The following is a 23,108-nucleotide window of genomic DNA, read 5'->3' on the forward strand; positions in this document are numbered from 1 at the left end:
GTATTGGGGTATCGCCAAGCGGTAAGGCACCGGTTTTTGATACCGGCATTCCCTGGTTCGAATCCAGGTACCCCAGCCATCGAAAATAGAGTAAGATTTTGGCTACGTAGCTCAGCTGGTTAGAGCACATCACTCATAATGATGGGGTCACAGGTTCGAATCCCGTCGTAGCCACCATACAAAGGAATTATTGATTCAGTTCGATAAATCCAAAAGAATTGTTGGGGTATCGCCAAGCGGTAAGGCTCTGGTTTCTGATACCAGCATTCCGAGGTTCGAATCCTCGTACCCCAGCCAATTTTAAAAGTCGCCCACGCTGTGCGCGCACCCGTTGGAGTATCTCCAGGCGCTAAGCCACCGGTTTGACCCCGGCACGAAATGGTCAACGTAAAATTGGGGTATCGCCAAGCGGTAAGGCACCGGATTCTGATTCCGGCATTCCGAGGTTCGAATCCTCGTACCCCAGCCAACATAAAGCAAAAAGCTCGCTTCGGCGGGCTTTTTTGCTTTATGAATTCCGAAAAAAGCTGACCTGAAGTGTACCTCGTTCTCAGCTCTGATAAATTACAGAGTCAATGAGTAAAAGGATTTACGATGAACTATCAGGTTTTCCCTCTCTTTACCCGCACCATAACCTTGCTCTTTTTTCTGATCGGCTTCGCTTTCTGCCTGTTCGGGATTTCAGCCTTACTAACCTACAGCATCGTGGTGGGTTTGTTTTTTCCCGTCGGCATATCCATGCGCCTGCATCGGCTCAACGAAACGGGCCTCGCGCTAACGCTCACCGAGGATACCCGCTGGATAACCTACATTCATGGCTTCCCGGCTAAGGAGCAGAGAGACGTCATTAAGAATCCCTGTTTTTGGTCAACAGAAAGAACGCGGCAATTTTTTCTTCGCTGCTTTGCGAGCAAGATGATTCTTCAGGCAGCATGTATCGCCATCCTTGCCTGTGACGTTCTGTCTTCCGAAGGCGACGCGGTAACTGCCATCATTGCGCTGCTGGCGCTGCTGTTCCTGCTCTATATGTCAGGTAAAAGCGCCTATTCCTTCTATTTGCTCACCACGAATCAGTGGCAGTGCGAATCCCTGACAACATCTGGCGGCAGTATCTGGTATCAGGGATTCTTGCCCAAAAAAGAGGGTAAAGACACGCTGTTTGCGCGATTATTTTGAATGCGGATTATAGCCCCAACGCGTATTTCAACGCATGACGCTTCAGTCCGCCGGCGCGTTCGGCCGCCATCAGCCCAATGTTTCTCAGCATACGCACCGGGGGCAGATCGTTGCTAAACCCGGCGTAAAACAGATCCATCCCAGACTGCATAATAAAGTTGTCCGCCTGACGTCGCGTCTGGTAGCGCTTAAGTACCGGCAGGCTGGCCCACTCTTCGCCGTGGGCTTTTGCTCTGCCAAGAATATCGAGCAGCGCATCGACATCGCGATAGCCGAGGTTAACCCCCTGCCCCGCCAGCGGATGAATGGTGTGCGCAGCATCGCCCACCAGCGCCATCCCCGGCTTAACATACTGCAATGCGTGGCGGCGGGTGAGCGGGAAGGCGCCCGCGCTCAGCGGCGTAATCTCTCCCAGCCGCGACGGGAAGTGGCGAGTAATTTCCTGCTGTAGCTGAGCCATACTCATCCCCTGCAGCTGGCGGATCCGCGCCGGCGCGTCGTACCACACCAGCGAGGCCCAATGATCGAACAGCGGTAAAAACGCGCGCGGCCCCGCCGGAGTGAACTGCTGCCAGGTGCTGTCGCCGGGATCGTCCGCACACTGTACGCTGATCAACATACAGGATTGCTGATACTGCCACGCGTGGATGCCGATTCCGGCCAGCTGACGCACCTGCGAACTGGCGCCGTCCGCGCCCACCACCAGCCGCGCATCAAGCCGGCTGCCGTCGGTCAGCGTTAAGGAGGCGTACGTTTCTTCCAGACGCATCTCCTGGAGCGATGTTCCCACCTGCAGCGATATGCGCTCATGGGCTTCCAGCGCCTGCCACAGGGCTCGCTGCAGGACGTTATTCTCCACCATATAGCCCAGTTCCGGCAGCTTCAGCTCCGCGGCGTTGAAGACAACATGCGCGCTTTCCCACTCCCAGGTTTCTAGCTGGCGGTACGCATGGGCGCGCATGGACCGCACGCTGTCCCAGACGCCGAGGCCTCTCAGCAGCCCTACCGATGACGCGCTGATTGCCGAAATACGCACGTCAGGCGGTGAAGACGCATCAAAAACCGGTGGCGCGTTTTTTTCAATGACCGTCACCGTAAAGCCCTGCTGCGCCAGGCCAAGCGCGAGGGCGCCGCCAACCATCCCGCCGCCGACGATAACGACATCTGTTGCATGAATTGTCATGGCTATTATCCTTAAACCCGAATCCCCTCAGTTTACCGGATTTTTATTCGGCTTGTGGTGATTACGGTCGTACTGGTCAGGGCGCGGTCAAAGCATTACAATACGCGTCCTGCAATCCTGGCTTTATATCCGTCACCCTTCACATTGCAGAGCAACATCCGGTGAAGACGCTGACTTTGGGTATACCTAATTAAGCATGAGCAAGTCGATGACAAAAAAACTCCATATTAAAACCTGGGGCTGTCAGATGAACGAATACGATTCATCAAAGATGGCCGATCTGCTGGATGCCACCCACGGGTATCAACTCACTGAAGTGGCGGAAGAAGCGGATGTGCTGCTGCTCAATACCTGCTCAATCCGTGAGAAGGCTCAGGAAAAAGTATTCCATCAGCTAGGACGCTGGAAGCTGCTGAAAGAGAAGAATCCCAACCTGATCATCGGCGTTGGCGGCTGCGTAGCCTCTCAGGAAGGCGACCATATTCGCCAGCGCGCCCACTACGTCGATATTATTTTTGGGCCGCAGACCCTGCACCGTCTGCCGGAAATGATCAACTCGGTACGAGGCAACCGCAGCCCGGTCGTCGATATCAGCTTCCCGGAAATCGAAAAATTCGACCGCCTGCCGGAACCGCGCGCCGAAGGCCCAAGCGCCTTTGTTTCCATCATGGAAGGCTGCAACAAGTACTGCACCTACTGCGTGGTGCCTTACACCCGCGGTGAGGAAGTGAGCCGCCCAAGCGACGATATCCTGTTTGAAATCGCCCAGCTTGCGGCTCAGGGCGTCCGTGAAGTCAACCTGCTCGGGCAGAACGTAAACGCCTGGCGCGGGGAAAACTATGACGGCACCACCGGTAGCTTTGCCGATCTCCTGCGTCTGGTTGCGGCGATCGACGGTATCGACCGGATCCGCTTTACCACCAGCCATCCCATCGAGTTCACCGACGATATCATCGAGGTTTACCGCGATACGCCGGAGCTGGTCAGCTTCCTGCACCTGCCGGTGCAGAGCGGTTCCGACCGCGTGCTGAACCTGATGGGCCGAACCCACACGGCGCTGGAATATAAAGCGATTATCCGCAAACTGCGCGCGGCGCGTCCGGATATTCAGATCAGCTCCGACTTCATCGTCGGCTTCCCTGGCGAAACCACCCAGGATTTCGAGCAGACCATGAAGCTGATTGCCGATGTGAATTTCGATATGAGCTACAGCTTCATCTTCTCCGCGCGTCCGGGAACGCCGGCGGCCGATATGGTTGACGACGTACCGGAAGAGGACAAGAAGCAGCGTTTGTATATTCTGCAGGAGCGCATCAACCAGCAGGCGATGGCCTGGAGCCGCCGTATGCTCGGCACCGTGCAGCGCATTCTGGTGGAAGGCACCTCACGTAAGAGCATCATGGAGCTGTCTGGCCGCACCGAAAATAACCGCGTGGTGAACTTCGAAGGCTCGCCTGAGATGATCGGCAAGTTTGTCGATGTCGAGATCACCGACGTCTGGACAAACTCCCTGCGCGGTAAAGTGGTGCGCACCGAGGACGAAATGGGTCTGCGCATCGCGGAAACCCCGGAGTCGGTAATTGCCCGCACCCGTAAAGAAAACGATCTTGGCGTCGGTATCTACCAGCCATAATCCGTTCAGGCCTGCCGGCTCCGGCAGGCCTTGTATTTCCTCTCCTGAACCCAATATCTATAGCGATGCTTGCGCCATATTCCGATGACGTGAATAATTTCCTGACCGGCTACCTTCCGGCTATCTATGTATAAGAGGAACAGCTTGAATACAGACACTCGCGAAATCACCCTTGAGCCCGCGGACAACGCCCGTCTGCTGAGCCTGTGCGGCCCGTTTGATGACAACATTAAACAGCTGGAACGCCGCCTCGGCATCGAGATTAACCGTCGTGACAACCACTTTAAACTGACCGGTCGGCCGATTTGCGTCACCGCTGCGGCGGATATCCTGCGCAGTCTGTACGTCGATACCGCGCCGATGCGCGGCGAAATTCAGGATATTGAACCGGAACAAATTCATCTGGCGATCAAAGAAGCCCGCGTGCTGGAGCAGAGCGCCGAAAGCGTGCCGGACTACGGTAAGGCCATCAATATCAAAACCAAGCGCGGCGTGATTAAACCGCGTACGCCGAATCAGGCGCAGTACATCGCCAATATTCTTGACCACGACATTACCTTCGGCGTCGGTCCTGCCGGGACCGGGAAAACCTACCTGGCGGTCGCCGCCGCGGTAGACGCGCTGGAGCGCCAGGAGATCCGCCGTATTCTTCTGACCCGTCCGGCGGTTGAGGCCGGCGAAAAACTGGGCTTCCTGCCCGGCGATTTGAACCAGAAAGTCGATCCGTACCTGCGGCCCCTTTACGACGCGCTGTTCGAGATGCTCGGCTTCGAGAAAGTCGAAAAGTTGATTGAGCGCAACGTGATTGAAGTCGCGCCGCTGGCCTATATGCGCGGCCGTACGCTGAACGATGCGTTTATCATTCTCGACGAAAGCCAGAACACGACCATTGAACAGATGAAAATGTTCCTGACCCGTATCGGCTTTAACTCTAAGGCGGTCATTACCGGCGACGTCACGCAGATTGACCTGCCGCGCAGCACCAAATCGGGCCTGCGCCATGCGATTGAAGTGCTGGCGGAAGTCGATGAGATCAGCTTCAACTTCTTCCATAGCGAAGACGTCGTGCGCCACCCGGTTGTCGCCCGCATCGTTAACGCCTATGAAGCCTGGGAAGAAGCAGACCAGAAACGTAAAGCAGAACTGGCCGCCGAGCGCAAACGCGAAGCCCAGGAACAGGAGCATAAATGAGTCAGGTCATTCTCGATTTACAGCTGGCTTGCGAAGATAACAGCGGAATGCCGGATGAAGCCCTGTTTCAGCGCTGGGTCGATAGCGTTATCCCGCAGTTTCAGGAAGAGTCGGAGCTGACGATTCGCCTGGTTGATGAAGCGGAAAGCCACGAGCTGAACCTGACCTATCGCGGGAAGGACAAACCGACTAACGTGCTCTCTTTCCCGTTCGAAGCCCCGCCGGGTATCGAAATGCCGCTGCTTGGCGACCTGGTCATCTGCCGTCAGGTGGTTGAACAGGAAGCGAAAGAGCAAGGTAAACCGCTGGAAGCGCACTGGGCGCATATGGTGGTCCACGGTAGCCTGCATCTTTTGGGCTATGACCACATCATTGATGAAGAAGCGGAAGAGATGGAATCCCTCGAAACAGAGATAATGCTTGCTCTGGGCTATGAGGATCCGTACATTGCCGAGAAGGAATAACCCGTTGCCGGCTTTGCCGGCGACTGGCCGCTATGCCGGGCGCTGAGTATACGCGTGACGAGCGACTATTTAACTAACATGAGAACCCATACGACGCCATGAGCGACGACAATTCACACAGTAGCGACACAGTAAACAGCAAAAAGGGATTCTTCTCCCTGTTACTCAGCCAGCTCTTTCACGGTGAACCCAAAAATCGTGACGAACTGCTGGCGCTGATCCGTGATTCCGGGCAAAACGACCTTATCGACGAAGATACGCGCGATATGCTCGAAGGGGTAATGGATATTGCCGACCAGCGCGTCCGCGACATCATGATCCCCCGCTCGCAGATGATTACCCTGAAACGCAACCAGACGCTGGACGAGTGCCTCGATGTCATCATCGAATCGGCCCACTCGCGTTTCCCGGTGATCAGCGAAGATAAAGATCACATCGAAGGGATTCTGATGGCCAAAGATCTGCTGCCGTTTATGCGCAGCGATGCCGAAGCCTTCAGCATGGAAAAAGTGTTGCGTCCGGCGGTTGTCGTGCCCGAGAGCAAGCGGGTTGACCGCATGCTGAAGGAGTTTCGCTCCCAACGTTACCATATGGCTATCGTGATCGATGAGTTTGGCGGCGTCTCAGGTCTGGTGACCATTGAAGATATCCTTGAGCTCATCGTCGGTGAAATAGAAGACGAATACGACGAAGAAGAAGATATCGATTTCCGTCAGCTGAGCCGCCACACGTGGACGGTGCGCGCGCTGGCCTCAATCGAAGATTTCAACGAAGCGTACGGCACCCACTTCAGCGATGAAGAGGTCGACACCATCGGCGGTCTGGTCATGCAGGCGTTTGGTCATCTGCCTGCCCGCGGCGAGTCTATCGACATTGATGGTTACCAATTCAAGGTCGCAATGGCTGACAGTCGACGTATTATTCAGGTACATGTAAAGCTTCCTGATGATGCCCCGCAGCCGAAGCTGGAAGACTAATCCAACGGGACGATTAACCTAAATGGTATTTGCCTCTCTTATTGAACGCCAGCGCGTACGTTTGCTGCTGGCGCTGTTATTCGGAGCCAGCGGAACGCTGGCTTTTTCACCTTATGACTTCTGGCCCGCAGCCCTTATTTCGTTAATTGGCCTGCAAGGTTTAACCCTCAACCGACGTCCCCTGCAAAGCGCCGCGATTGGCTATTCCTGGGGGTTAGGGCTGTTCGGCTCCGGTATTAACTGGGTCTACGTGAGCATCGCGCAGTTCGGCGGCATGCCCGGTCCGGTCAACGTTTTCCTGGTGGTGCTGCTGGCGGCCTATCTGTCGCTCTATAGCGGATTATTTGCCGGCATTCTTTCGCGCCTGTGGCCAAAAACCAGCTGGATACGCGTGGCTATCGCCGCGCCGGTGGTGTGGCAAATCAGCGAATTTCTGCGCGGCTGGGTGCTCACCGGCTTCCCGTGGCTACAGTTCGGCTACAGTCAGATTGACGGCCCGCTCAAAGGCCTGGCTCCCGTGATGGGCGTTGAGGCGATTAACTTCCTGCTGATGCTTGTCAGCGGCCTGCTGGTATTGGCCATCGCGCAGCGTAACTGGAAGCCGCTGATCGCCGCCGTCGTGCTGTTCGCCCTGCCCTTCCCGCTTCGCTATATTCAGTGGTATCAACCGCTGCCGGCGCGCGCGACCACGGTTTCGCTGGTACAGGGCGATATCCCCCAGGCGATGAAATGGGACCAGAATCAGCTGCTCAACACCCTGAAAACCTATCTGGATCTCACCCAGCCGCATATGGGTAAATCGCAGCTGATCGTCTGGCCGGAGTCCGCGATTCCGGATCTGGAAATTAACCAGCAGCGCTTCCTCAGCATGATGGACGACCTGATGCGGTCGAAAAATAGCTCGCTGATCACCGGCATCGTCGATGCGCGTCTGAACGCGCGCAATCGCTACGATACGTACAACACCATTATTACGCTGGGCAAAGATAACCCGTACAGCTACGACTCAAAGAATCGCTACAACAAGAATCATCTGGTGCCGTTTGGTGAGTTTGTGCCGCTGGAATCGATTCTGCGTCCGCTGGCGCCGTTCTTCGACCTGCCAATGTCCTCTTTCAGCCGCGGGCCGTACGTGCAGCCGCAGCTGGTGGCGCATAATATGCGTCTGACGGCGGCTATCTGCTACGAGATCATTCTTGGCGAGCAGGTGCGGGATAACTTCCGCCCGGATACGGATTTTCTGTTAACTATTTCGAATGACGCATGGTTCGGCAAATCTATCGGCCCGTGGCAGCACTTCCAGATGGCGCGAATGCGCGCGCTGGAGCTGGCCCGTCCGCTGCTGCGCAGCACCAATAACGGCATTACCGCGGTCATCGGCCCGCGCGGTGAAATACAGGAGATGATCCCGCAGTTCACCCGCGCCGTATTAACCACCAAAGTGACCCCAACGGCAGGACTGACGCCGTACGCGCGTACGGGGAACTGGCCGCTGTGGGCGTTAACCGCCTTGTTTGGCTTTGCTGCGCTGCTGATGAGCCTGCGCCAGCGCCGTCAATAATTGCTTCTCCCGCGGCGGCATTCGTCGCCGCGGTCATCTCCCCTTCTTATCCATTCTGGCACGACCATTGCTTAATAAATTCATGTCGCAACGCGATCCTCGGGGGTACAACCCGGTTGCACCACCATCGATCGTCAGGCGGCGCCATTTTGGTGCAATGGGGGATTTTTGCCTTTAAATGGTGCGGTGCGCTTCGCAAAAATCAACAATATAAGAGCAAAATCTTTACATTAAGCCAAACTAAATGCTAACAAACACATACAAATGCTGCACGCAAAGACGGCAGCGATAAAAAAGCACACACATTCACAATGGGTATCAATAGCGTCTGACGGCGCTGAGGATAAGGAGTCGGATATGCAATTACGTAAACTGGCCGCAGCAATGCTGGTCATGGGCCTCACCGCTGGGGTGGCGCATGCAGAAGATGCGGCATCCACCGCTGGCCAGAGCACTCTGGATAAAATTGCCAAAAACGGCGTTATCGTCGTTGGTCACCGTGAATCATCCGTTCCGTTCTCTTACTATGACAACAAGCAGCAGGTCGTTGGCTACTCCCAGGACTACTCGAATGCGATCGTTGATGCCATCAAGAAGAAGCTGAACAAGCCGGATCTGCAGGTCAAACTGATCCCGGTCACCTCACAAAACCGTATTCCGCTGCTGCAAAACGGCACGTATGATTTCGAATGCGGCTCCACCACCAACAACCTTGAGCGCCAGAAACAGGCGGCCTTCTCCGATACGATTTTCGTCGTCGGTACCCGTCTGCTGGTGAAAAAAGGCGGCGCGATTAAAGATTTCCCGGACCTGAAGGATAAAGCCGTCGTCGTCACCTCCGGCACCACCTCCGAAATTCTGCTGCACAAGCTGAACGACGAGAAAAAAATGAATATGCGTATTATCAGCGCAAAAGATCACGGTGACTCTTTCCGTACTCTGGAAAGCGGTCGCGCGGTGGCCTTTATGATGGATGACGCGCTGCTGGCGGGCGAACGTGCGAAAGCGAAGAAACCGGATAACTGGGAGATTGTCGGTACCGCTCAGTCTCAGGAAGCCTACGGCTGCATGCTGCGCAAAGACGATCCGCAGTTCAAAACGCTGGTCGATGAGACGGTCGCCCAGGTTCAGACCTCCGGTGAAGCCGAAAAATGGTTCGATAAGTGGTTTAAAAATCCTATTCCGCCAAAGAACCTGAATATGAACTTTGAACTCTCTGACGAGATGAAAGCGCTGTTCAAATCACCTAACGATAAAGCTCTTAACTAATTAAAAAAACAAAGGGCGGGGAATCCTGCCCTCCCGATTGTTGCTACGGCGCGGACAGACTATACGGCGGCTGGTCGTTCCCCAGCGGCCGCGAATACCGAAACAGGCTGAGCAACAATCTTCGAGGGTAGCGCTGCTACCCTTTTTTTTCCAGGAGTCATTTATGTCAATAGACTGGAACTGGGGGATATTCCTGCAACAGGCCCCGTTCGGCAACACCACCTATTTAGGCTGGCTGTGGAGTGGTTTTCAGATCACCGTCACCCTGTCGGTAACGGCCTGGATTATCGCGTTCTTTGTAGGTTCGCTCTTCGGTATTCTCCGTACGGTCCCGAACCGTCTGCTGTCGACTATCGGCACCTGCTACGTTGAACTTTTTCGTAACGTTCCGCTTATCGTTCAATTTTTCACCTGGTATCTGGTGGTGCCTGAACTGCTGCCGGAAAACATCGGCATGTGGTTTAAGTCCGAGCTGGATCCGAATATTCAGTTTTTCGTTTCTTCGATGCTGTGTCTGGGATTGTTTACCGCCGCGCGCGTCTGCGAGCAGGTTCGTTCCGGTATTCAATCCCTGCCGCGCGGCCAGAAAAACGCCGGGCTGGCGATGGGGCTAACGCTCCCGCAAACCTACCGTTACGTTCTGCTGCCCAACGCCTATCGCGTTATCGTGCCGCCAATGACCTCTGAAATGATGAACCTGGTGAAAAACTCGGCCATCGCCTCCACCATTGGTCTTGCCGATATGGCCGCGCAGGCGGGCAAGCTGCTGGACTACTCGGCCCATGCCTGGGAATCGTTTACCGCTATCACCCTCGCCTACGTGTTTATCAACGCCGTTATTATGCTGATCATGTACGTGGTCGAACGTAAAGTCCGCCTGCCGGGCAATATGGGGGGTAAATAATGTACGATTTTGACTGGAGCTCCATTATTCCTTCCATGCCATACCTGCTGGCAGGGCTGGTGATTACCTTAAAAATTACCGTGACCGCGATTGTTGTCGGAATTGTGTGGGGGACGATCCTGGCCGTGATGCGCCTGTCGAGCTTCCTGCCGCTGGCGTGGTTCGCCAAAACCTACGTTAACGTTTTCCGCTCCATTCCGCTGGTGATGGTACTGCTGTGGTTTTATCTGATTGTTCCCGGGTTCCTGCAGAACGTGCTTGGCCTGTCGCCGAAAACCGATATCCGCCTGATTTCGGCGATGATCGCCTTCTCCATGTTTGAAGCGGCCTATTACTCGGAAATTATCCGTGCCGGCATTCAGAGTATCTCGCGCGGCCAGTCCAGCGCCGCGCTGGCGCTGGGCATGACCCACTGGCAATCCATGAAGCTAGTGATTCTGCCGCAGGCCTTCCGCGCCATGGTACCGCTGCTGCTGACGCAGGGCATCGTCCTGTTCCAGGATACCTCGCTGGTTTATGTTCTGAGCCTGGCCGACTTTTTCCGCACCGCCTCAACTATCGGCGAGCGTGATGGAACCCAGGTAGAGATGATCCTGTTCGCAGGCGCCGTATATTTTGTGTTTAGTCTCAGCGCATCGCTGTTGGTCAGCTGGTTGAAGAAAAGGACTGTGTAATGATTACCCTGAAAAATGTTTCAAAATGGTATGGTCACTTTCAGGTGCTGACCGATTGCTCCACGGAAGTGAAAAAAGGCGAAGTGGTGGTGGTCTGCGGGCCCTCGGGCTCGGGTAAATCAACGCTGATAAAAACCGTAAACGGCCTTGAACCCATTCAGCAAGGTCAAATCATCGTCGACGGCACCACCGTCAACGATAAAAAGACCAACCTGGCCAAACTGCGCTCGCGCGTCGGGATGGTATTCCAGCACTTTGAGCTGTTCCCCCATTTATCGATTATTGAGAACCTCACCCTGGCGCAGGTCAAGGTGCTCAACCGCGATAAAGCCGCCTCCCGGGCGAAAGGGCTTAAGCTGCTGGAACGCGTGGGTCTTTCCGCTCATGCCGAAAAATTCCCCGCCCAGCTCTCGGGTGGCCAACAGCAGCGCGTGGCCATCGCCCGCGCGCTGTGTATGGATCCTATCGCCATGCTGTTTGATGAACCCACCTCCGCGCTGGATCCGGAGATGATTAACGAAGTGCTGGACGTCATGGTTGAACTGGCGAACGAAGGGATGACCATGATGGTGGTCACCCATGAAATGGGCTTTGCGCGTAAGGTAGCCAACCGGGTTATCTTTATGGATGAAGGAAAAATTGTCGAAGACGCCGATAAAGAAGCGTTTTTTGCTAACCCGCAATCTGAACGCGCCAAAGACTTCCTCGCCAAAATTCTGCATTAATCTTCCGGCGTGTACGGTACCGTACACGCCTTTTATCTCTTCCCGCTCCTGTCTCTCTCCATAGTTATGGCAATAGTTTCGCTGCTATTAAATACGCGACATAAATATATCCAGCCTCACGCCAAATAATTCACGACCTGAAACGCTCAATTCAACAAAAATTCACGCTTTACATCGTGGATTACATAATCTGCCATAGATAACATGGCGCAGATTTGACAACAGCACTGAGCACCGACAGCGGCCATTTTGTTTTTTAGAAAAATAAAATTCTTAACATTGAGAACCTGGCTTCGTTAACCCTACTCAGTAAACGCTAAACATCCTTGAAAAGGATATAACGGACGAATGAAACAAATGGATATTGCTTCGTGAATAATAAAAGTCTCATAACCGCCCTTTCTCTTTATATTCTGCTAACCGCGTCGACATTGGCGAATGTATCGATTAGTAATACCAATCAGGTGGAACAGGATAAGGCACGTCAAAGCGCATTGGCGCCAGCACAGCAGGAATACTCGCCATCAGGTACAGGATCGCAAAAATATAAACTCGCCTTTCCCCCTGAAGCAACCTGCCGATATATCGACCATGTCGAAATTATTTCCGCTGACCACAAGCTGACCCACAGTCTGCTAGGTAATATTGCTATCCAGGCAGAAAAAAAGTGTCTGGGCATTGAAGGCATACGTCTACTCACCACAACCTTGCAAAATGAACTTATTGCCCGGGGATATATCACTTCGCTTATTGATGTACCTTCGCAATCCCTGAATGATGGCATTCTGAGCATCACGTTGAGCTATGGCTATATCGGTAATATTAGCTGGGCTTCCGACAATAGCGCGACAACCAGCCTGTGGAATGCCATACCGGCTAAAACAGGGGATATTCTGAAGCTAACCGAACTGGAACAGGGGATGGCTAACCTGCAGCGTTTACCCGGCTCATCGGCGCAGATGAAAATCATGCCGGGTAAGAAAAATGCGGAAAGCGATATCCAGATCTCCCGGCATCTCGCACGAAACTGGCAAGTGGGCGCATGGCTGGATGATGCAGGAAGCCGTAGCAGCGGGCGTTACCAGGCCGGTGGCGCGCTTTATCTTTATGACCTGACGACGCTAAATGACATTCTCTATTTATCCATGGGGGGGGATGTCGAGTTTAATCAACATAACGATGGCAACCAGAATAAAAGTCTCTATTATTCTATTCCCTTTGGATTTTGGTCACTCAGTATTTACGGTTCACAAAGTGAATATCGCCAGCAGTTCAATGGCAGATACTCTACCATCGAATATAAAAGCAAAAATGATTACGCCAGCGCAACCTTAACGCGTCTAATTTCGCACACCCGTCAGCAAAAAACGACTGTTGATGCGCGAATATCTAAAAGCACCTCACATTACTATTTTGGTGGCAGCGAATTGAGCGTTATGCGCAAACAGAATCCTGCCTGGGATATTACTGCACATCACCAGCGATACTTTACCCATACCATTATAGATGCCAGCCTGGGGGTACAGCGTAGCCTTCCCTGGCTCAGTTCAATGCCAACTCCGGAGGAAAAAGCCGGTCTGTACAGTAAGCTTTCGCGCGTTATTCATGCCGACCTTCAAGCCTTAATGAAGTTTGAATCAACGGGGGATAAATTCAGCTACGCCCCGCATATTAATATACAAATCAGTCCCGATATCTTATCCGCAGACAATCAGTTTAATATAGGCAACCGTTGGACAGTACGAGGTTTTGACGGAGAAAGAACGCTTTCAGGAAATCAAGGCTGGTACTGGCGCAATGATTTCATTTGGGATATTCCCACCCCGGATCGGCAGCTGTACTTAGGCATAGACGTTGGGCGCATTACAGGAACCGAGCAGTACGAAAGTGGCAAAGTCATGTCTGGCGCCACGGTGGGAATACGCGGAAGCATAATTTCAACTCAGTATGACTTATTCATCGGAACCCCACTGATAAAGCCAAACGGTTTTCATACAGACCCTGCAAACCTGGGATTTTCATTACAATGGAGGTATTAAAATCAGTTTTTCAACGCATCAGTTAACCTCATTTATTTCTAAAGGACCCTATTAAATGTTTAAATTCAAGTTAACCTATGTTGCGCTAGCAGCAGCATTGAGCTCAAGCTTTGTTTATGCCGACCCGACAACTTATACCCATTTATCAGGCGCCAAAGTCATTGATATTGAAAAACCCAATGCCGCCGGCGTCTCACATAATATGTATCGTGAGTTTAATGTTGATAGTAAGGGTGTTGTTCTGAACAATAGCCCCAGCGATCTCTCCCATGCGACGTTGGGGAATATCGCTAAAAATAACAATCTGACTAATGGTAGCGCTTCGGTTATTCTTAACGAAGTTACCTCAAACAGTGCAAGCGCACTCAATGGATTTATTGAAGTTGCGGGTCAACGAGCTGATGTGGTTATTGCTAACCCCAATGGTATTTCCTGCTCAGGATGTAGTTTCATCAACACCAATAAGGCGATTTTAACGACAGGAAAGGTCACATTTTCTGATACTGGCGCTATCGCCAGCTATGACGTTACCGGCGGTAAACTGTCCATCGACAAGAATGGAATGGATGCGAGCAATAGCTATGCGGTTCTGCTCGCCGATGCGATAGCCATTAACGGTGCGGTTAATGCGAAGAACGCGATAGTGGCTGCAGGAAACTTCACGTTTGATAACGGCTCAGGCGCGATAACCTCAGCGGGTAAATCAGCAACGGCGCTGCAGTATCTTTACCCTGAATATAGTATCGACATTAGTAATCTTGGTGGCATCAAAGCCAATAGTATTACTATGGTTGGCAATAATTTAGGTTTTGGCGTTCGAAATAAAGGCGCTATTGTTGCTAACACCAGCCTTTCTTTAACCAGCTATGGCTCACTTACCAACGAAGGCTCTATCGCCAGCAAGGGTGTTATCACTCAGCTAATATCTGCAGGTAATTTAAAAAACACCGGCAATATATCCGCCAATAATACTGCCTTGTTGAACAGCCTAAGCTCGTTAACCAATAGCGGAACCATTTCCAGCACCGGGAAGTTACTCGTCAATGCATCCGGGAATATCGAAAATACGGGTACGCTTAAAGCAGTCAACGCACTGAGCGTCATGACTAATGGCAACCTGAAAACGACATATGGTTCTAATTTGCTTTCAGATAACCAGCTGACCGTCACCACCGCAGGTAACATTGAAAACGGAGGCTCGACCCGAGGTAAAAACACAACGGTGACCTTCGGAGGAGATACGCTTAAAGTCACTGGTAATATTTATGGCTACGACACCCTGCTGGTCCAGGCGAAAATAAATGACCAGATAACATCCGGGGAAATTACCAACGCGGGTACCACCTCCGGCGGCAACGTGACCGTAAAAACCGATGGTACTCTGACGTTAAAAAAAGGGAGTTTTATGGAAGGTGCTGATACGCTGACAACAAAAAGCTACCAGCTAAAGAATGAAGGATATATTGGTGGACACCATATCAATATCGAAAATGATGTTACCAGCAACTATGGCGCGATTGTTGGCCGTGATAACGTTGTAATTAAAACCTATAACGATCTTTACAATGAAGGCGAAATTTTAAGTTCAACAAACATGACCTTGGATACACAAAATCACGGTAATATCACTAACCGTTATCACATTGGTGCTGGCGCCACATTAACCATGACGGCTAAAAAAGTGGTTAACGGAGGGTATCGCTGCGGTTTCCTTAATCTGGCAACCTGTGGCAAAGGCACGATTTCCACTAATAATCTGGTTTTAAATTCCTCACATAAATACGCCAGTGAAATGGGCGGCACTCAGCAGTTTAAGAGCGCGACCATTAACACCATCAATTAACATGAAGTTATCATTGAAAATGCGCGTCTTTTGTTAAAAGAAAGTTTATGCTGGTGCTTCGGCGCCAGCATTTTTACGCATACAGATGAAGGGTTAGCCTCCCTTTTAGAAGGAAGGCCAATATATTAACGCGCTTTATATTGGCCCTCGTACTGACATAACGCCTGCGTAAAAGGCTTCGCGCATAGCTAACGCCTATTTACGGCTCGAATGGCCGGCGCTGGAACTGATCGTGCCCGCATTTAGGACAACGCGGTAGCACATCCGGCGTATAAACCGGCAGATGGTAATGGCACTTCTCACACACCAGATTGCCGAGCCCCACGACTTCGCCGCTATGATAGACGCCGTGGTGGCTGAGATCCTGGAACACCTCGCGCCACTCAAGCTGAGTTTTATCGGTAATATCCGCCAGCTCCTGCCACAGGCTCTCTTTGATCACCCGCATAAAGACGCTATCAGTCAGCTCATCCTGACTCTCTTCATAACTGAGCGCGAACTCTTCCAGGTCGCGTCTGACTGCGCGGATCACATTCTCGATTTCGCTCTGCGTTAACTCGCCGGACTGGCTAATCTTGACCCTGGCCTGCTCCACCAGCGCATCAATATCGCGTTCTCCATTGCGTAACCGCTCGCTGAGCGTCGACACCAGCTCTCGGTAGAATTGAGCAACCTTGTTCATCTTTTCGCCTCCGGTGTGGTTAACTTCTTCTTATGATAGACGTTATCTGCGGATTGCTCTGCCAGCCAAGCCACAGAGTCACGAAATATTCTCCACCGCTTTCATCTCTGTAAGTGTGTGAAAGGCTGTTTTGACGTTGGCGTTTGGGCTATGCTATGCCGATCTGAAATAACACATCCATTGGCTACATTTTGTAGCTGTATTGAAAACAGGACCACTGGCTGCCATGCAAGAGCAATACCGCCCGGAAGAGATAGAATCAAAAGTCCAGCAACACTGGGACGAGAAGCGTACCTTTGAAGTTACCGAAGACGAGAGCAAAGAGAAGTATTACTGCCTGTCGATGCTTCCCTATCCTTCTGGTCGACTACACATGGGCCACGTGCGCAACTATACCATCGGCGACGTGATTTCCCGTTACCAGCGTATGTTGGGCAAAAATGTCCTGCAGCCTATCGGCTGGGATGCGTTTGGTCTGCCTGCGGAAGGCGCCGCGGTGAAAAACAACACCGCTCCGGCCCCGTGGACCTACGACAATATCGCCTACATGAAAAACCAGCTGAAAAAGCTGGGCTTCGGCTATGACTGGAGCCGTGAAGTGGCAACCTGCACCCCGGAATACTACCGCTGGGAGCAGAAGTTCTTCACCGAGCTGTATAAAAAGGGGCTGGTCTATAAAAAAACCTCCGCGGTAAACTGGTGCCCGAACGATCAGACCGTTCTGGCGAATGAACAGGTTATCGACGGCTGCTGCTGGCGCTGCGACACGAAAGTAGAGCGTAAAGAGATCCCGCAGTGGTTTATCAAAATCACCGCCTACGCTGACGAGCTGCTGAACGATCTGGATAACCTGGATCACTGGCCTGATACCGTTAAAACCATGCAGCGCAACTGGATTGGCCGCTCCGAAGGCGTCGAAATCTCCTTCGACGTTAACGACTACGCCGACAAGCTGACCGTTTATACCACCCGCCCGGACACCTTTATGGGCTGTACCTACCTGGCCGTCGCTGCGGGTCACCCGCTGGCGCAGCAGGCAGCAGCCAATAACCCCGCGCTGGCGACGTTTATCGACGAATGCCGTAACACCAAAGTTGCCGAAGCCGAAATGGCAACCATGGAGAAAAAAGGCGTCGATACCGGCTATAAAGCGATTCACCCGCTGACCGGCGAAGCGATCCCGGTATGGGCGGCAAACTTTGTGCTGATGGAGTACGGCACCGGCGCGGTGATGGCCGTTCCGGGTCACGATCAGCGCGACTACGAGTTTGCCAGCAAGTACGGTCTCAACATCAAGCCGGTCATCCTGGCCGCTGATGGCTCCGAACCCGATCTCTCCGAACAGGCGCTGACCGAAAAAGGCGTGCTGTTCAACTCCGGCGAATTCGACGGTCTGGATCACGAAGCTGGCTTTAATGCCATCGCGGATAAGCTCGCGTCTCTTGGCGTCGGCGAACGTAAAGTGAACTACCGTCTGCGCGACTGGGGCGTTTCCCGTCAGCGCTACTGGGGTGCGCCGATCCCAATGGTGACCCTTGAAGACGGTACCGTGATGCCGACGCCGGAAGATCAGCTGCCGGTTATTCTGCCGGAAGACGTCGTGATGGACGGCATCACCAGCCCAATCAAAGCCGATCCTGAGTGGGCGAAAACCACCGTTAACGGCCAGCCGGCGCTGCGCGAAACCGATACGTTTGACACCTTTATGGAGTCTTCCTGGTACTACGCGCGCTACACCTGCCCGCAGTACGACCAGGGTATGCTCGACCCCGAAGCGGCCAACTACTGGCTGCCGGTCGATATCTATATCGGTGGTATCGAACACGCCATTATGCACCTGCTCTATTTCCGCTTCTTCCACAAGCTGATGCGCGACGCGGGCATGGTAAACTCTGACGAACCGGCTAAACAGCTGCTTTGCCAGGGCATGGTGCTGGCAGATGCCTTCTACTATGTTGGCGAAAACGGCGAGCGTAACTGGGTCTCTCCGAAAGAGGCGACCACCGAGCGCGACGAGAAAGGGCGTATCGTTAAAGCCTTCGATCCGCAGGGTCGCGAGCTGGTCTATACCGGCATGAGCAAGATGTCCAAGTCGAAAAACAACGGCATCGACCCGCAGGAGATGGTGGAACGCTACGGCGCGGACACCGTGCGCCTGTTTATGATGTTCGCTTCTCCGGCCGACATGACGCTGGAGTGGCAGGAATCCGGCGTGGAAGGTGCGAACCGCTTCCTGAAACGCGTCTGGAAACTGGTTTACGAACACACCACCCTGGGTGAAGCCCCTGCGCTGGACGTTGCCAGCCTCAGCGAAGATCAAAAAGCGCTGCGTCGCGACGTGCACAAAACCATCGCGAAAGTGACCGATGACATCGGCCGTCGTCAGACCTTCAACACCGCGATTGCGGCGATTATGGAGCTGATGAACAAGCTGGCGAAAGCGCCACAGGAAAACGATCAGGATCGCGCGCTGATGCGTGAGGCCCTGCTGGCCGTGGTTCGCATGCTCAACCCGTTCACCCCGCACGCCAGCTTTACCCTGTGGCAGGAGCTGGGCGGCGAAGGCGATATTGACAACACGCCGTGGCCGGTCGCTGATGAAAGCGCAATGGTTGAAGACACGACTCTGGTCGTGGTCCAGGTAAATGGTAAAGTTCGTGGTAAAATTACCGTTGCGGTGGATGCAACTGAAGAGCAGGTTCGTGAGCGCGCGGGTCAGGAGCATCTGGTCGCGAAATATCTCGACGGTGTGACCGTACGTAAAGTGATCTACGTTCCGGGTAAACTGCTCAATCTGGTCGTTGGCTAAGCGCAGGAGGAAGCGTGCGATATCTGGCAACATTGTTGTTATCTTTGGCGGTGTTAATCACCGCCGGTTGCGGCTGGCACCTGCGTAGCACTACGCAGGTTCCGACCGCAATGAAAACCATGATCTTCCAGTCGGGCGATCCCAATGGACCATTAAGTCGTGCTGTCCGTAATCAGCTGCGTCTGAACGGCGTTGAACTGGTCGATAGCAGTACCCTGCGCAAGGATATTCCTTCCCTGCGTCTGGAGACATCGTCCATTCAGAAAGATACAGCATCTATTTTCCAGGACGGCCGTACTGCGGAATATCAGATGGTGATGACGGTAAATGCCAGCGTCCTGATCCCAGGCCATGATATCTATCCCATCACGACCAAAGTCTACCGCTCGTTCTTCGATAACCCGCAGGCGGCGTTAGCGAAAGATGCCGAGCAGGACATGATCGTTCAGGAAATGTACGACAAAGCCGCGGAGCAGCTGATCCGTAAGCTGCCGAGCGTACACGTTGCGGATGTCGAAGCCACCAAAGAGGATGAGAAGCCGGTCACGACGACCCCAGCCGCTTCAACCTCCGGCAATCGCGTCTCCACCACGCTGGGTAACTGATGATTCGGTTGTACCCGGAACAGCTCCGCGCGCAGCTCACTGAAGGGCTGCGCGCGGCCTATCTGCTGCTTGGCAACGATCCGCTGCTGTTGCAGGAAAGCCAGGACGCCATCCGCGAAGCCGCGGCCGCCCAGGGCTTTATCGAACATCACACCGCCACCGTTGATGCCAGTACCGACTGGCCTGCCCTCTTCTCGTTAAGTCAGGCCATGAGCCTGTTTTCCAGCCGCCAGACGCTGCTGCTCATCCTGCCCGATAATGGCCCTAATGCGGCAATTAACGAACAGCTCGCGACGCTTGTCGGCATGCTGCATGACGATTTATTGCTCATCGTTCGCGGTAATAAGCTGACGAAAGCGCAGGAGAACGCCGCATGGATGACGGCGCTGACCAGCCGGGCGGTGCAGGTAAGCTGCCAGACGCCGGAATATGCCCAGCTGCCGCGCTGGCTCGCCGCGCGCGCAAAGCAGAATAATCTGCAGCTTGATGACGCGGCCAGTCAGCTGCTGTGCTACTGCTATGAAGGTAATTTGCTGGCGCTGGCGCAGGCTCTGGAGCGTCTGTCGCTGCTGTGGCCTGACGGTAAACTGACGCTGCCGCGGGTTGAACAGGCGGTGAATGATGCCGCGCATTTCACCCCCTATCACTGGGTTGATGCGCTGCTGGCCGGGAAAAGTAAGCGCGTACTCCACGTTCTGCAACAGCTGCGTCTGGAAGGCAGCGAGCCCGCCATCCTGCTGCGCACCCTACAGCGCGAGCTGCTGCTGCTGGTCAACCTGAAGCGGCAGTCGACCCATACGCCGCTGCGTTCGCTGTTTGACAAACATCGCGTGTGGCAGAACCGCCGCCAGCTTGTGAGCGATGCGCTGGCCCGCCTCAGCGCCGACCAGCTGCGCCAGGCCGTCACGTTGCTGACCCGTGCCGAACTCACCTTCAAGCAGGATTACGGGCACTCCGTATGGCCCGAGCTGGAAAGTCTCTCTTTATTGCTCTGCCATAAAGCGCTGGCAGACGTTTTTATTGATGGTTGATATGACTCAGTTACTGGCAATGTACGGCGGCACCTTCGATCCGGTGCATTATGGTCACCTTAAACCGGTGGAAATTCTGGCCAACCAGATTGGCCTTAATCAAGTCACCATCGTGCCCAACAACGTGCCGCCGCACCGCCCGCAGCCCGAAGCCACCAGCGACCAACGCAGGCATATGCTGGAGCTGGCCATCGCGGATAAGCCGCTGTTTATCCTCGACGATCGCGAACTCAAGCGCGACACGCCGTCATACTCCGCGCAAACCCTGCGCGAGTGGCGCCAGGAGCAAGGGCCAAAACGGTCGCTGGCGTTTATTATTGGCCAGGATTCGCTGCTCACCTTTACCACCTGGCACGACTATGAAAGCATTCTTGATAACGTGCATCTGATCGTTTGCCGGCGCCCGGGCTATCCGCTGACCATGGCGTGCGAGCAGGATCAGCAGTGGCTGGACAAACATCTCACTCATGACGTCGAGCGGATGCATAGCAGCCCGGCGGGCGTTATCTACCTGGCCGAAACGCCGTGGTTTGATATCTCAGCCACCCTGATTCGCCAGCGTCTTGAATCCGGCGAATCCTGCGCGGACATGCTGCCGGAAACCGTACTCGACTATATCCATGAGCAGAAGCTCTACTGCTAGCCTTGCCACAAGGACAGTCTCATAGACTCCTTTCGAGAGGGTCATCATGAAGTTATGGTTAGTTCGTCATGGCGAAACCGAGGCCAACGTCGCGGGCCTCTATAGCGGGCATGCGCCCACTGCGTTAACCGAGCGCGGAATCAAACAAGCGCAAACGCTGGGAAAGCGGCTGCGGGCCGTCCCGTTTCAGCGCGCGTTTTGCAGTGAGCTTGAGCGAACCCAGCGCACGGCCAGCCTCCTGCTGGGCGACCGTGACGTCCCCCGCCAGTCCTTCGCCGCGCTCAATGAAATGTTCTTCGGCGACTGGGAAATGCGCCACCACCGCGATTTACAGCAGGAAGATGCCGAAAACTACGCCGCATGGTGCGCCGACTGGCAGCACGCGGCGCCCACCAACGGGGAGGGCTTCCAGGCGTTTGCCGAACGCGTCCGCGGTTTTACCGTCACCCTCTCTCAGTTTCGGGAACTTGACCATCTGCTTATCGTCGGTCATCAGGGCGTGCTTAGCCTCTTAGTCGCGCAACTTCTGAACATGCCGGATTCGGCGATGTGGCACTTCCCCATCGAGCATGGCGCGTGGAGCCTTGTCGATCTCCAGCCTGATTTCACCACGCTGCGCGTACTAAATAGCCGGGCCGTTTGGCTGGCGGAAGAAGAATTGCGCGCAGACCATTGACAGTGCAAAGCAGGCTGTTATTCTCCGCAGCCAGGCTGCATCCGCCATTTGAACTTTGCAGAAATTGTTTTACAAAAATGGCGATGCAATCATCGGCGATGGATGGGATGATAGCCGCCTTCACCGCCCGTTTATCGACATTTATCCCGACTTTGCCAACAGTTCGGGTATACTGTCAGGCTGTTTATTGTTATCACTCTTCACACACCCAGGGGGAACTCTTGCAGGGTAAAGCACTCCAGGATTTTGTTATCGACAAAATTGATGACCTGAAAGGTCAGGACATCGTAGCCATTGACGTTCATGGCAAATCCAGCATTACAGATTGCATGGTTATCTGCACAGGCACTTCCACGCGCCATGTTATGTCCATTGCCGACCACGTTGTGCAGGAGTCTCGCGCCGCCGGGATGCTGCCGCTGGGCGTTGAAGGCGAAGCCGCCGCGGACTGGATCGTGGTCGATCTCGGCGACGTTATGGTTCACGTTATGCAGGAAGAGAGCCGTCGTCTGTACGAGCTGGAAAAACTCTGGAGTTAGCGCGTGAAGCTGCACCTGGTAGCCGTTGGCACCAAAATGCCGGACTGGGTTCAGACCGGCTTTAGCGAATATCTGCGCCGTTTTCCAAAGGATATGCCGTTCGAACTGGTGGAAATTCCCGCCGGTAAACGCGGCAAAAACGCCGACATCAAGCGCATTCTCGAAAAAGAAGGTGAAATGATGCTGGCGGCTGCAGGCAAAAACCGCATCGTCACCCTGGATATTCCGGGGAAACCTTGGGATACGCCGCAGCTGGCGCGCGAACTGGAACGCTGGAAACAGGATGGCCGCGACGTTAGCCTGCTTATCGGCGGCCCGGAAGGCCTTTCACCCGCCTGCAAAGCGGCGGCGGAACAAAGTTGGTCGCTCTCAACGCTCACCCTACCTCACCCGCTGGTCCGCGTACTGGTGGCCGAGAGTCTGTATCGGGCGTGGAGCATTACCACCAACCACCCTTACCACCGTGAGTAATGATGACCAGGGT

General features: G+C 53.9%; 21 protein-coding genes and 4 tRNA genes. 23 read left to right on the plus strand and 2 right to left on the minus strand.

Going from position 1 to position 23,108, the window contains the following annotated elements; translation table 11 throughout:
- Positions 1-4 precede the first annotated feature (4 nt).
- The 5 genes from ACESQ2_RS19575 (at position 5) to ACESQ2_RS19595 (ending at position 1,176) form a co-directional block, all read left to right on the plus strand.
- Positions 5-79, plus strand: a tRNA-Gln gene (locus ACESQ2_RS19575).
- A gap of 21 nt (positions 80-100) precedes the next feature.
- A tRNA-Met gene (locus ACESQ2_RS19580) sits at positions 101-177 on the plus strand.
- 45 nt (positions 178-222) lie between these two features.
- Positions 223-297, plus strand: a tRNA-Gln gene (locus ACESQ2_RS19585).
- A 97-nt stretch (positions 298-394) separates the two neighbouring features.
- A tRNA-Gln gene (locus tag ACESQ2_RS19590) sits at positions 395-469 on the plus strand.
- Between the two features lie 125 nt (positions 470-594).
- Positions 595-1,176, plus strand: coding sequence for a hypothetical protein (locus tag ACESQ2_RS19595; RefSeq protein WP_373171128.1), 582 nt, complete (start codon positions 595-597; stop codon positions 1,174-1,176).
- Positions 1,177-1,183: 7 nt separating this feature from the next.
- Here ACESQ2_RS19595 and ubiF read toward each other — a convergent pair whose 3' ends face one another.
- On the minus strand, positions 1,184-2,359 hold the full coding sequence (gene ubiF, locus ACESQ2_RS19600) for a 3-demethoxyubiquinol 3-hydroxylase (protein WP_373171129.1): 1,176 nt from the start codon (positions 2,357-2,359) through the stop codon (positions 1,184-1,186).
- A gap of 208 nt (positions 2,360-2,567) precedes the next feature.
- Between ubiF and miaB the strand changes: the two genes are divergently transcribed.
- The 11 genes from miaB (at position 2,568) to ACESQ2_RS19655 (ending at position 15,639) form a co-directional block, all read left to right on the plus strand.
- Positions 2,568-3,992: a tRNA (N6-isopentenyl adenosine(37)-C2)-methylthiotransferase MiaB gene (gene miaB / locus ACESQ2_RS19605; protein ID WP_004111391.1), complete on the plus strand. Its 1,425-nt coding sequence runs from the start codon at positions 2,568-2,570 to the stop codon at positions 3,990-3,992.
- A 144-nt stretch (positions 3,993-4,136) separates the two neighbouring features.
- Positions 4,137-5,183, plus strand: coding sequence for a PhoH family protein (locus ACESQ2_RS19610; RefSeq protein WP_177897800.1), 1,047 nt, complete (start codon positions 4,137-4,139; stop codon positions 5,181-5,183).
- Complete coding sequence (ybeY, locus tag ACESQ2_RS19615) at positions 5,180-5,647, plus strand: rRNA maturation RNase YbeY (RefSeq protein ID WP_004130446.1); 468 nt, start codon at positions 5,180-5,182, stop codon at positions 5,645-5,647. The genes ACESQ2_RS19610 and ybeY overlap by 4 nt, the downstream gene beginning before the upstream one ends.
- Before the next feature lie 98 nt (positions 5,648-5,745).
- Positions 5,746-6,624 carry a CNNM family magnesium/cobalt transport protein CorC gene (gene corC, locus ACESQ2_RS19620; protein WP_004130445.1) on the plus strand — a complete coding sequence of 293 codons (879 nt, stop codon included), beginning with the start codon at positions 5,746-5,748 and terminating at the stop codon, positions 6,622-6,624.
- A 22-nt stretch (positions 6,625-6,646) separates the two neighbouring features.
- The gene (lnt, locus tag ACESQ2_RS19625) at positions 6,647-8,185 is read left to right on the plus strand and encodes an apolipoprotein N-acyltransferase (RefSeq protein ID WP_373171131.1); all 1,539 of its coding nucleotides are present in this window, start codon (positions 6,647-6,649) and stop codon (positions 8,183-8,185) included.
- Between the two features lie 357 nt (positions 8,186-8,542).
- Entirely contained in the window at positions 8,543-9,454 is a 912-nt protein-coding gene (locus tag ACESQ2_RS19630) for an amino acid ABC transporter substrate-binding protein (RefSeq protein WP_004848819.1), read from the plus strand.
- A gap of 163 nt (positions 9,455-9,617) precedes the next feature.
- On the plus strand, positions 9,618-10,358 hold the full coding sequence (locus ACESQ2_RS19635; protein WP_014837812.1) for an amino acid ABC transporter permease: 741 nt from the start codon (positions 9,618-9,620) through the stop codon (positions 10,356-10,358).
- Positions 10,358-11,032: a glutamate/aspartate ABC transporter permease GltK gene (gene gltK / locus ACESQ2_RS19640; RefSeq protein WP_004848815.1), complete on the plus strand. Its 675-nt coding sequence runs from the start codon at positions 10,358-10,360 to the stop codon at positions 11,030-11,032. Before ACESQ2_RS19635 ends, gltK begins: the two co-directional genes overlap by 1 nt.
- The gene (locus ACESQ2_RS19645) at positions 11,032-11,757 is read left to right on the plus strand and encodes an amino acid ABC transporter ATP-binding protein (RefSeq protein ID WP_004848813.1); all 726 of its coding nucleotides are present in this window, start codon (positions 11,032-11,034) and stop codon (positions 11,755-11,757) included. Before gltK ends, ACESQ2_RS19645 begins: the two co-directional genes overlap by 1 nt.
- Positions 11,758-12,128: 371 nt before the next feature.
- Positions 12,129-13,796, plus strand: coding sequence for a ShlB/FhaC/HecB family hemolysin secretion/activation protein (locus tag ACESQ2_RS19650; protein ID WP_373171132.1), 1,668 nt, complete (start codon positions 12,129-12,131; stop codon positions 13,794-13,796).
- Between the two features lie 55 nt (positions 13,797-13,851).
- The gene (locus ACESQ2_RS19655) at positions 13,852-15,639 is read left to right on the plus strand and encodes a filamentous hemagglutinin N-terminal domain-containing protein (RefSeq protein ID WP_373171133.1); all 1,788 of its coding nucleotides are present in this window, start codon (positions 13,852-13,854) and stop codon (positions 15,637-15,639) included.
- Positions 15,640-15,838: 199 nt separating this feature from the next.
- Here ACESQ2_RS19655 and ACESQ2_RS19660 read toward each other — a convergent pair whose 3' ends face one another.
- Positions 15,839-16,321 (minus strand): zinc ribbon-containing protein, encoded by a 483-nt coding sequence (locus ACESQ2_RS19660; protein WP_014228404.1) that lies wholly within the window; start codon positions 16,319-16,321, stop codon positions 15,839-15,841.
- A 226-nt stretch (positions 16,322-16,547) separates the two neighbouring features.
- Between ACESQ2_RS19660 and leuS the strand changes: the two genes are divergently transcribed.
- From leuS to rlmH, 7 genes are all read left to right on the plus strand, one after another.
- Positions 16,548-19,130, plus strand: coding sequence for a leucine--tRNA ligase (leuS, locus tag ACESQ2_RS19665; protein WP_014228403.1), 2,583 nt, complete (start codon positions 16,548-16,550; stop codon positions 19,128-19,130).
- 14 nt (positions 19,131-19,144) lie between these two features.
- Complete coding sequence (gene lptE, locus ACESQ2_RS19670) at positions 19,145-19,735, plus strand: LPS assembly lipoprotein LptE (protein WP_004130425.1); 591 nt, start codon at positions 19,145-19,147, stop codon at positions 19,733-19,735.
- The gene (gene holA, locus ACESQ2_RS19675; RefSeq protein WP_373171135.1) at positions 19,735-20,766 is read left to right on the plus strand and encodes a DNA polymerase III subunit delta; all 1,032 of its coding nucleotides are present in this window, start codon (positions 19,735-19,737) and stop codon (positions 20,764-20,766) included. Before lptE ends, holA begins: the two co-directional genes overlap by 1 nt.
- Entirely contained in the window at positions 20,759-21,409 is a 651-nt protein-coding gene (nadD, locus tag ACESQ2_RS19680; RefSeq protein ID WP_004848799.1) for a nicotinate-nucleotide adenylyltransferase, read from the plus strand. The genes holA and nadD overlap by 8 nt, the downstream gene beginning before the upstream one ends.
- Before the next feature lie 46 nt (positions 21,410-21,455).
- Positions 21,456-22,085: an adenosylcobalamin/alpha-ribazole phosphatase gene (locus ACESQ2_RS19685; RefSeq protein WP_025106398.1), complete on the plus strand. Its 630-nt coding sequence runs from the start codon at positions 21,456-21,458 to the stop codon at positions 22,083-22,085.
- Between the two features lie 221 nt (positions 22,086-22,306).
- The gene (gene rsfS / locus ACESQ2_RS19690) at positions 22,307-22,624 is read left to right on the plus strand and encodes a ribosome silencing factor (protein WP_004100162.1); all 318 of its coding nucleotides are present in this window, start codon (positions 22,307-22,309) and stop codon (positions 22,622-22,624) included.
- A 3-nt stretch (positions 22,625-22,627) separates the two neighbouring features.
- Complete coding sequence (rlmH, locus tag ACESQ2_RS19695) at positions 22,628-23,095, plus strand: 23S rRNA (pseudouridine(1915)-N(3))-methyltransferase RlmH (protein WP_004100160.1); 468 nt, start codon at positions 22,628-22,630, stop codon at positions 23,093-23,095.
- Positions 23,096-23,108 lie beyond the last annotated feature (13 nt).

Origin of the sequence: Klebsiella sp. Q11 (assembly GCF_964241505.1) — a bacterium.
GTDB lineage: Bacteria > Pseudomonadota > Gammaproteobacteria > Enterobacterales > Enterobacteriaceae > Klebsiella > Klebsiella michiganensis.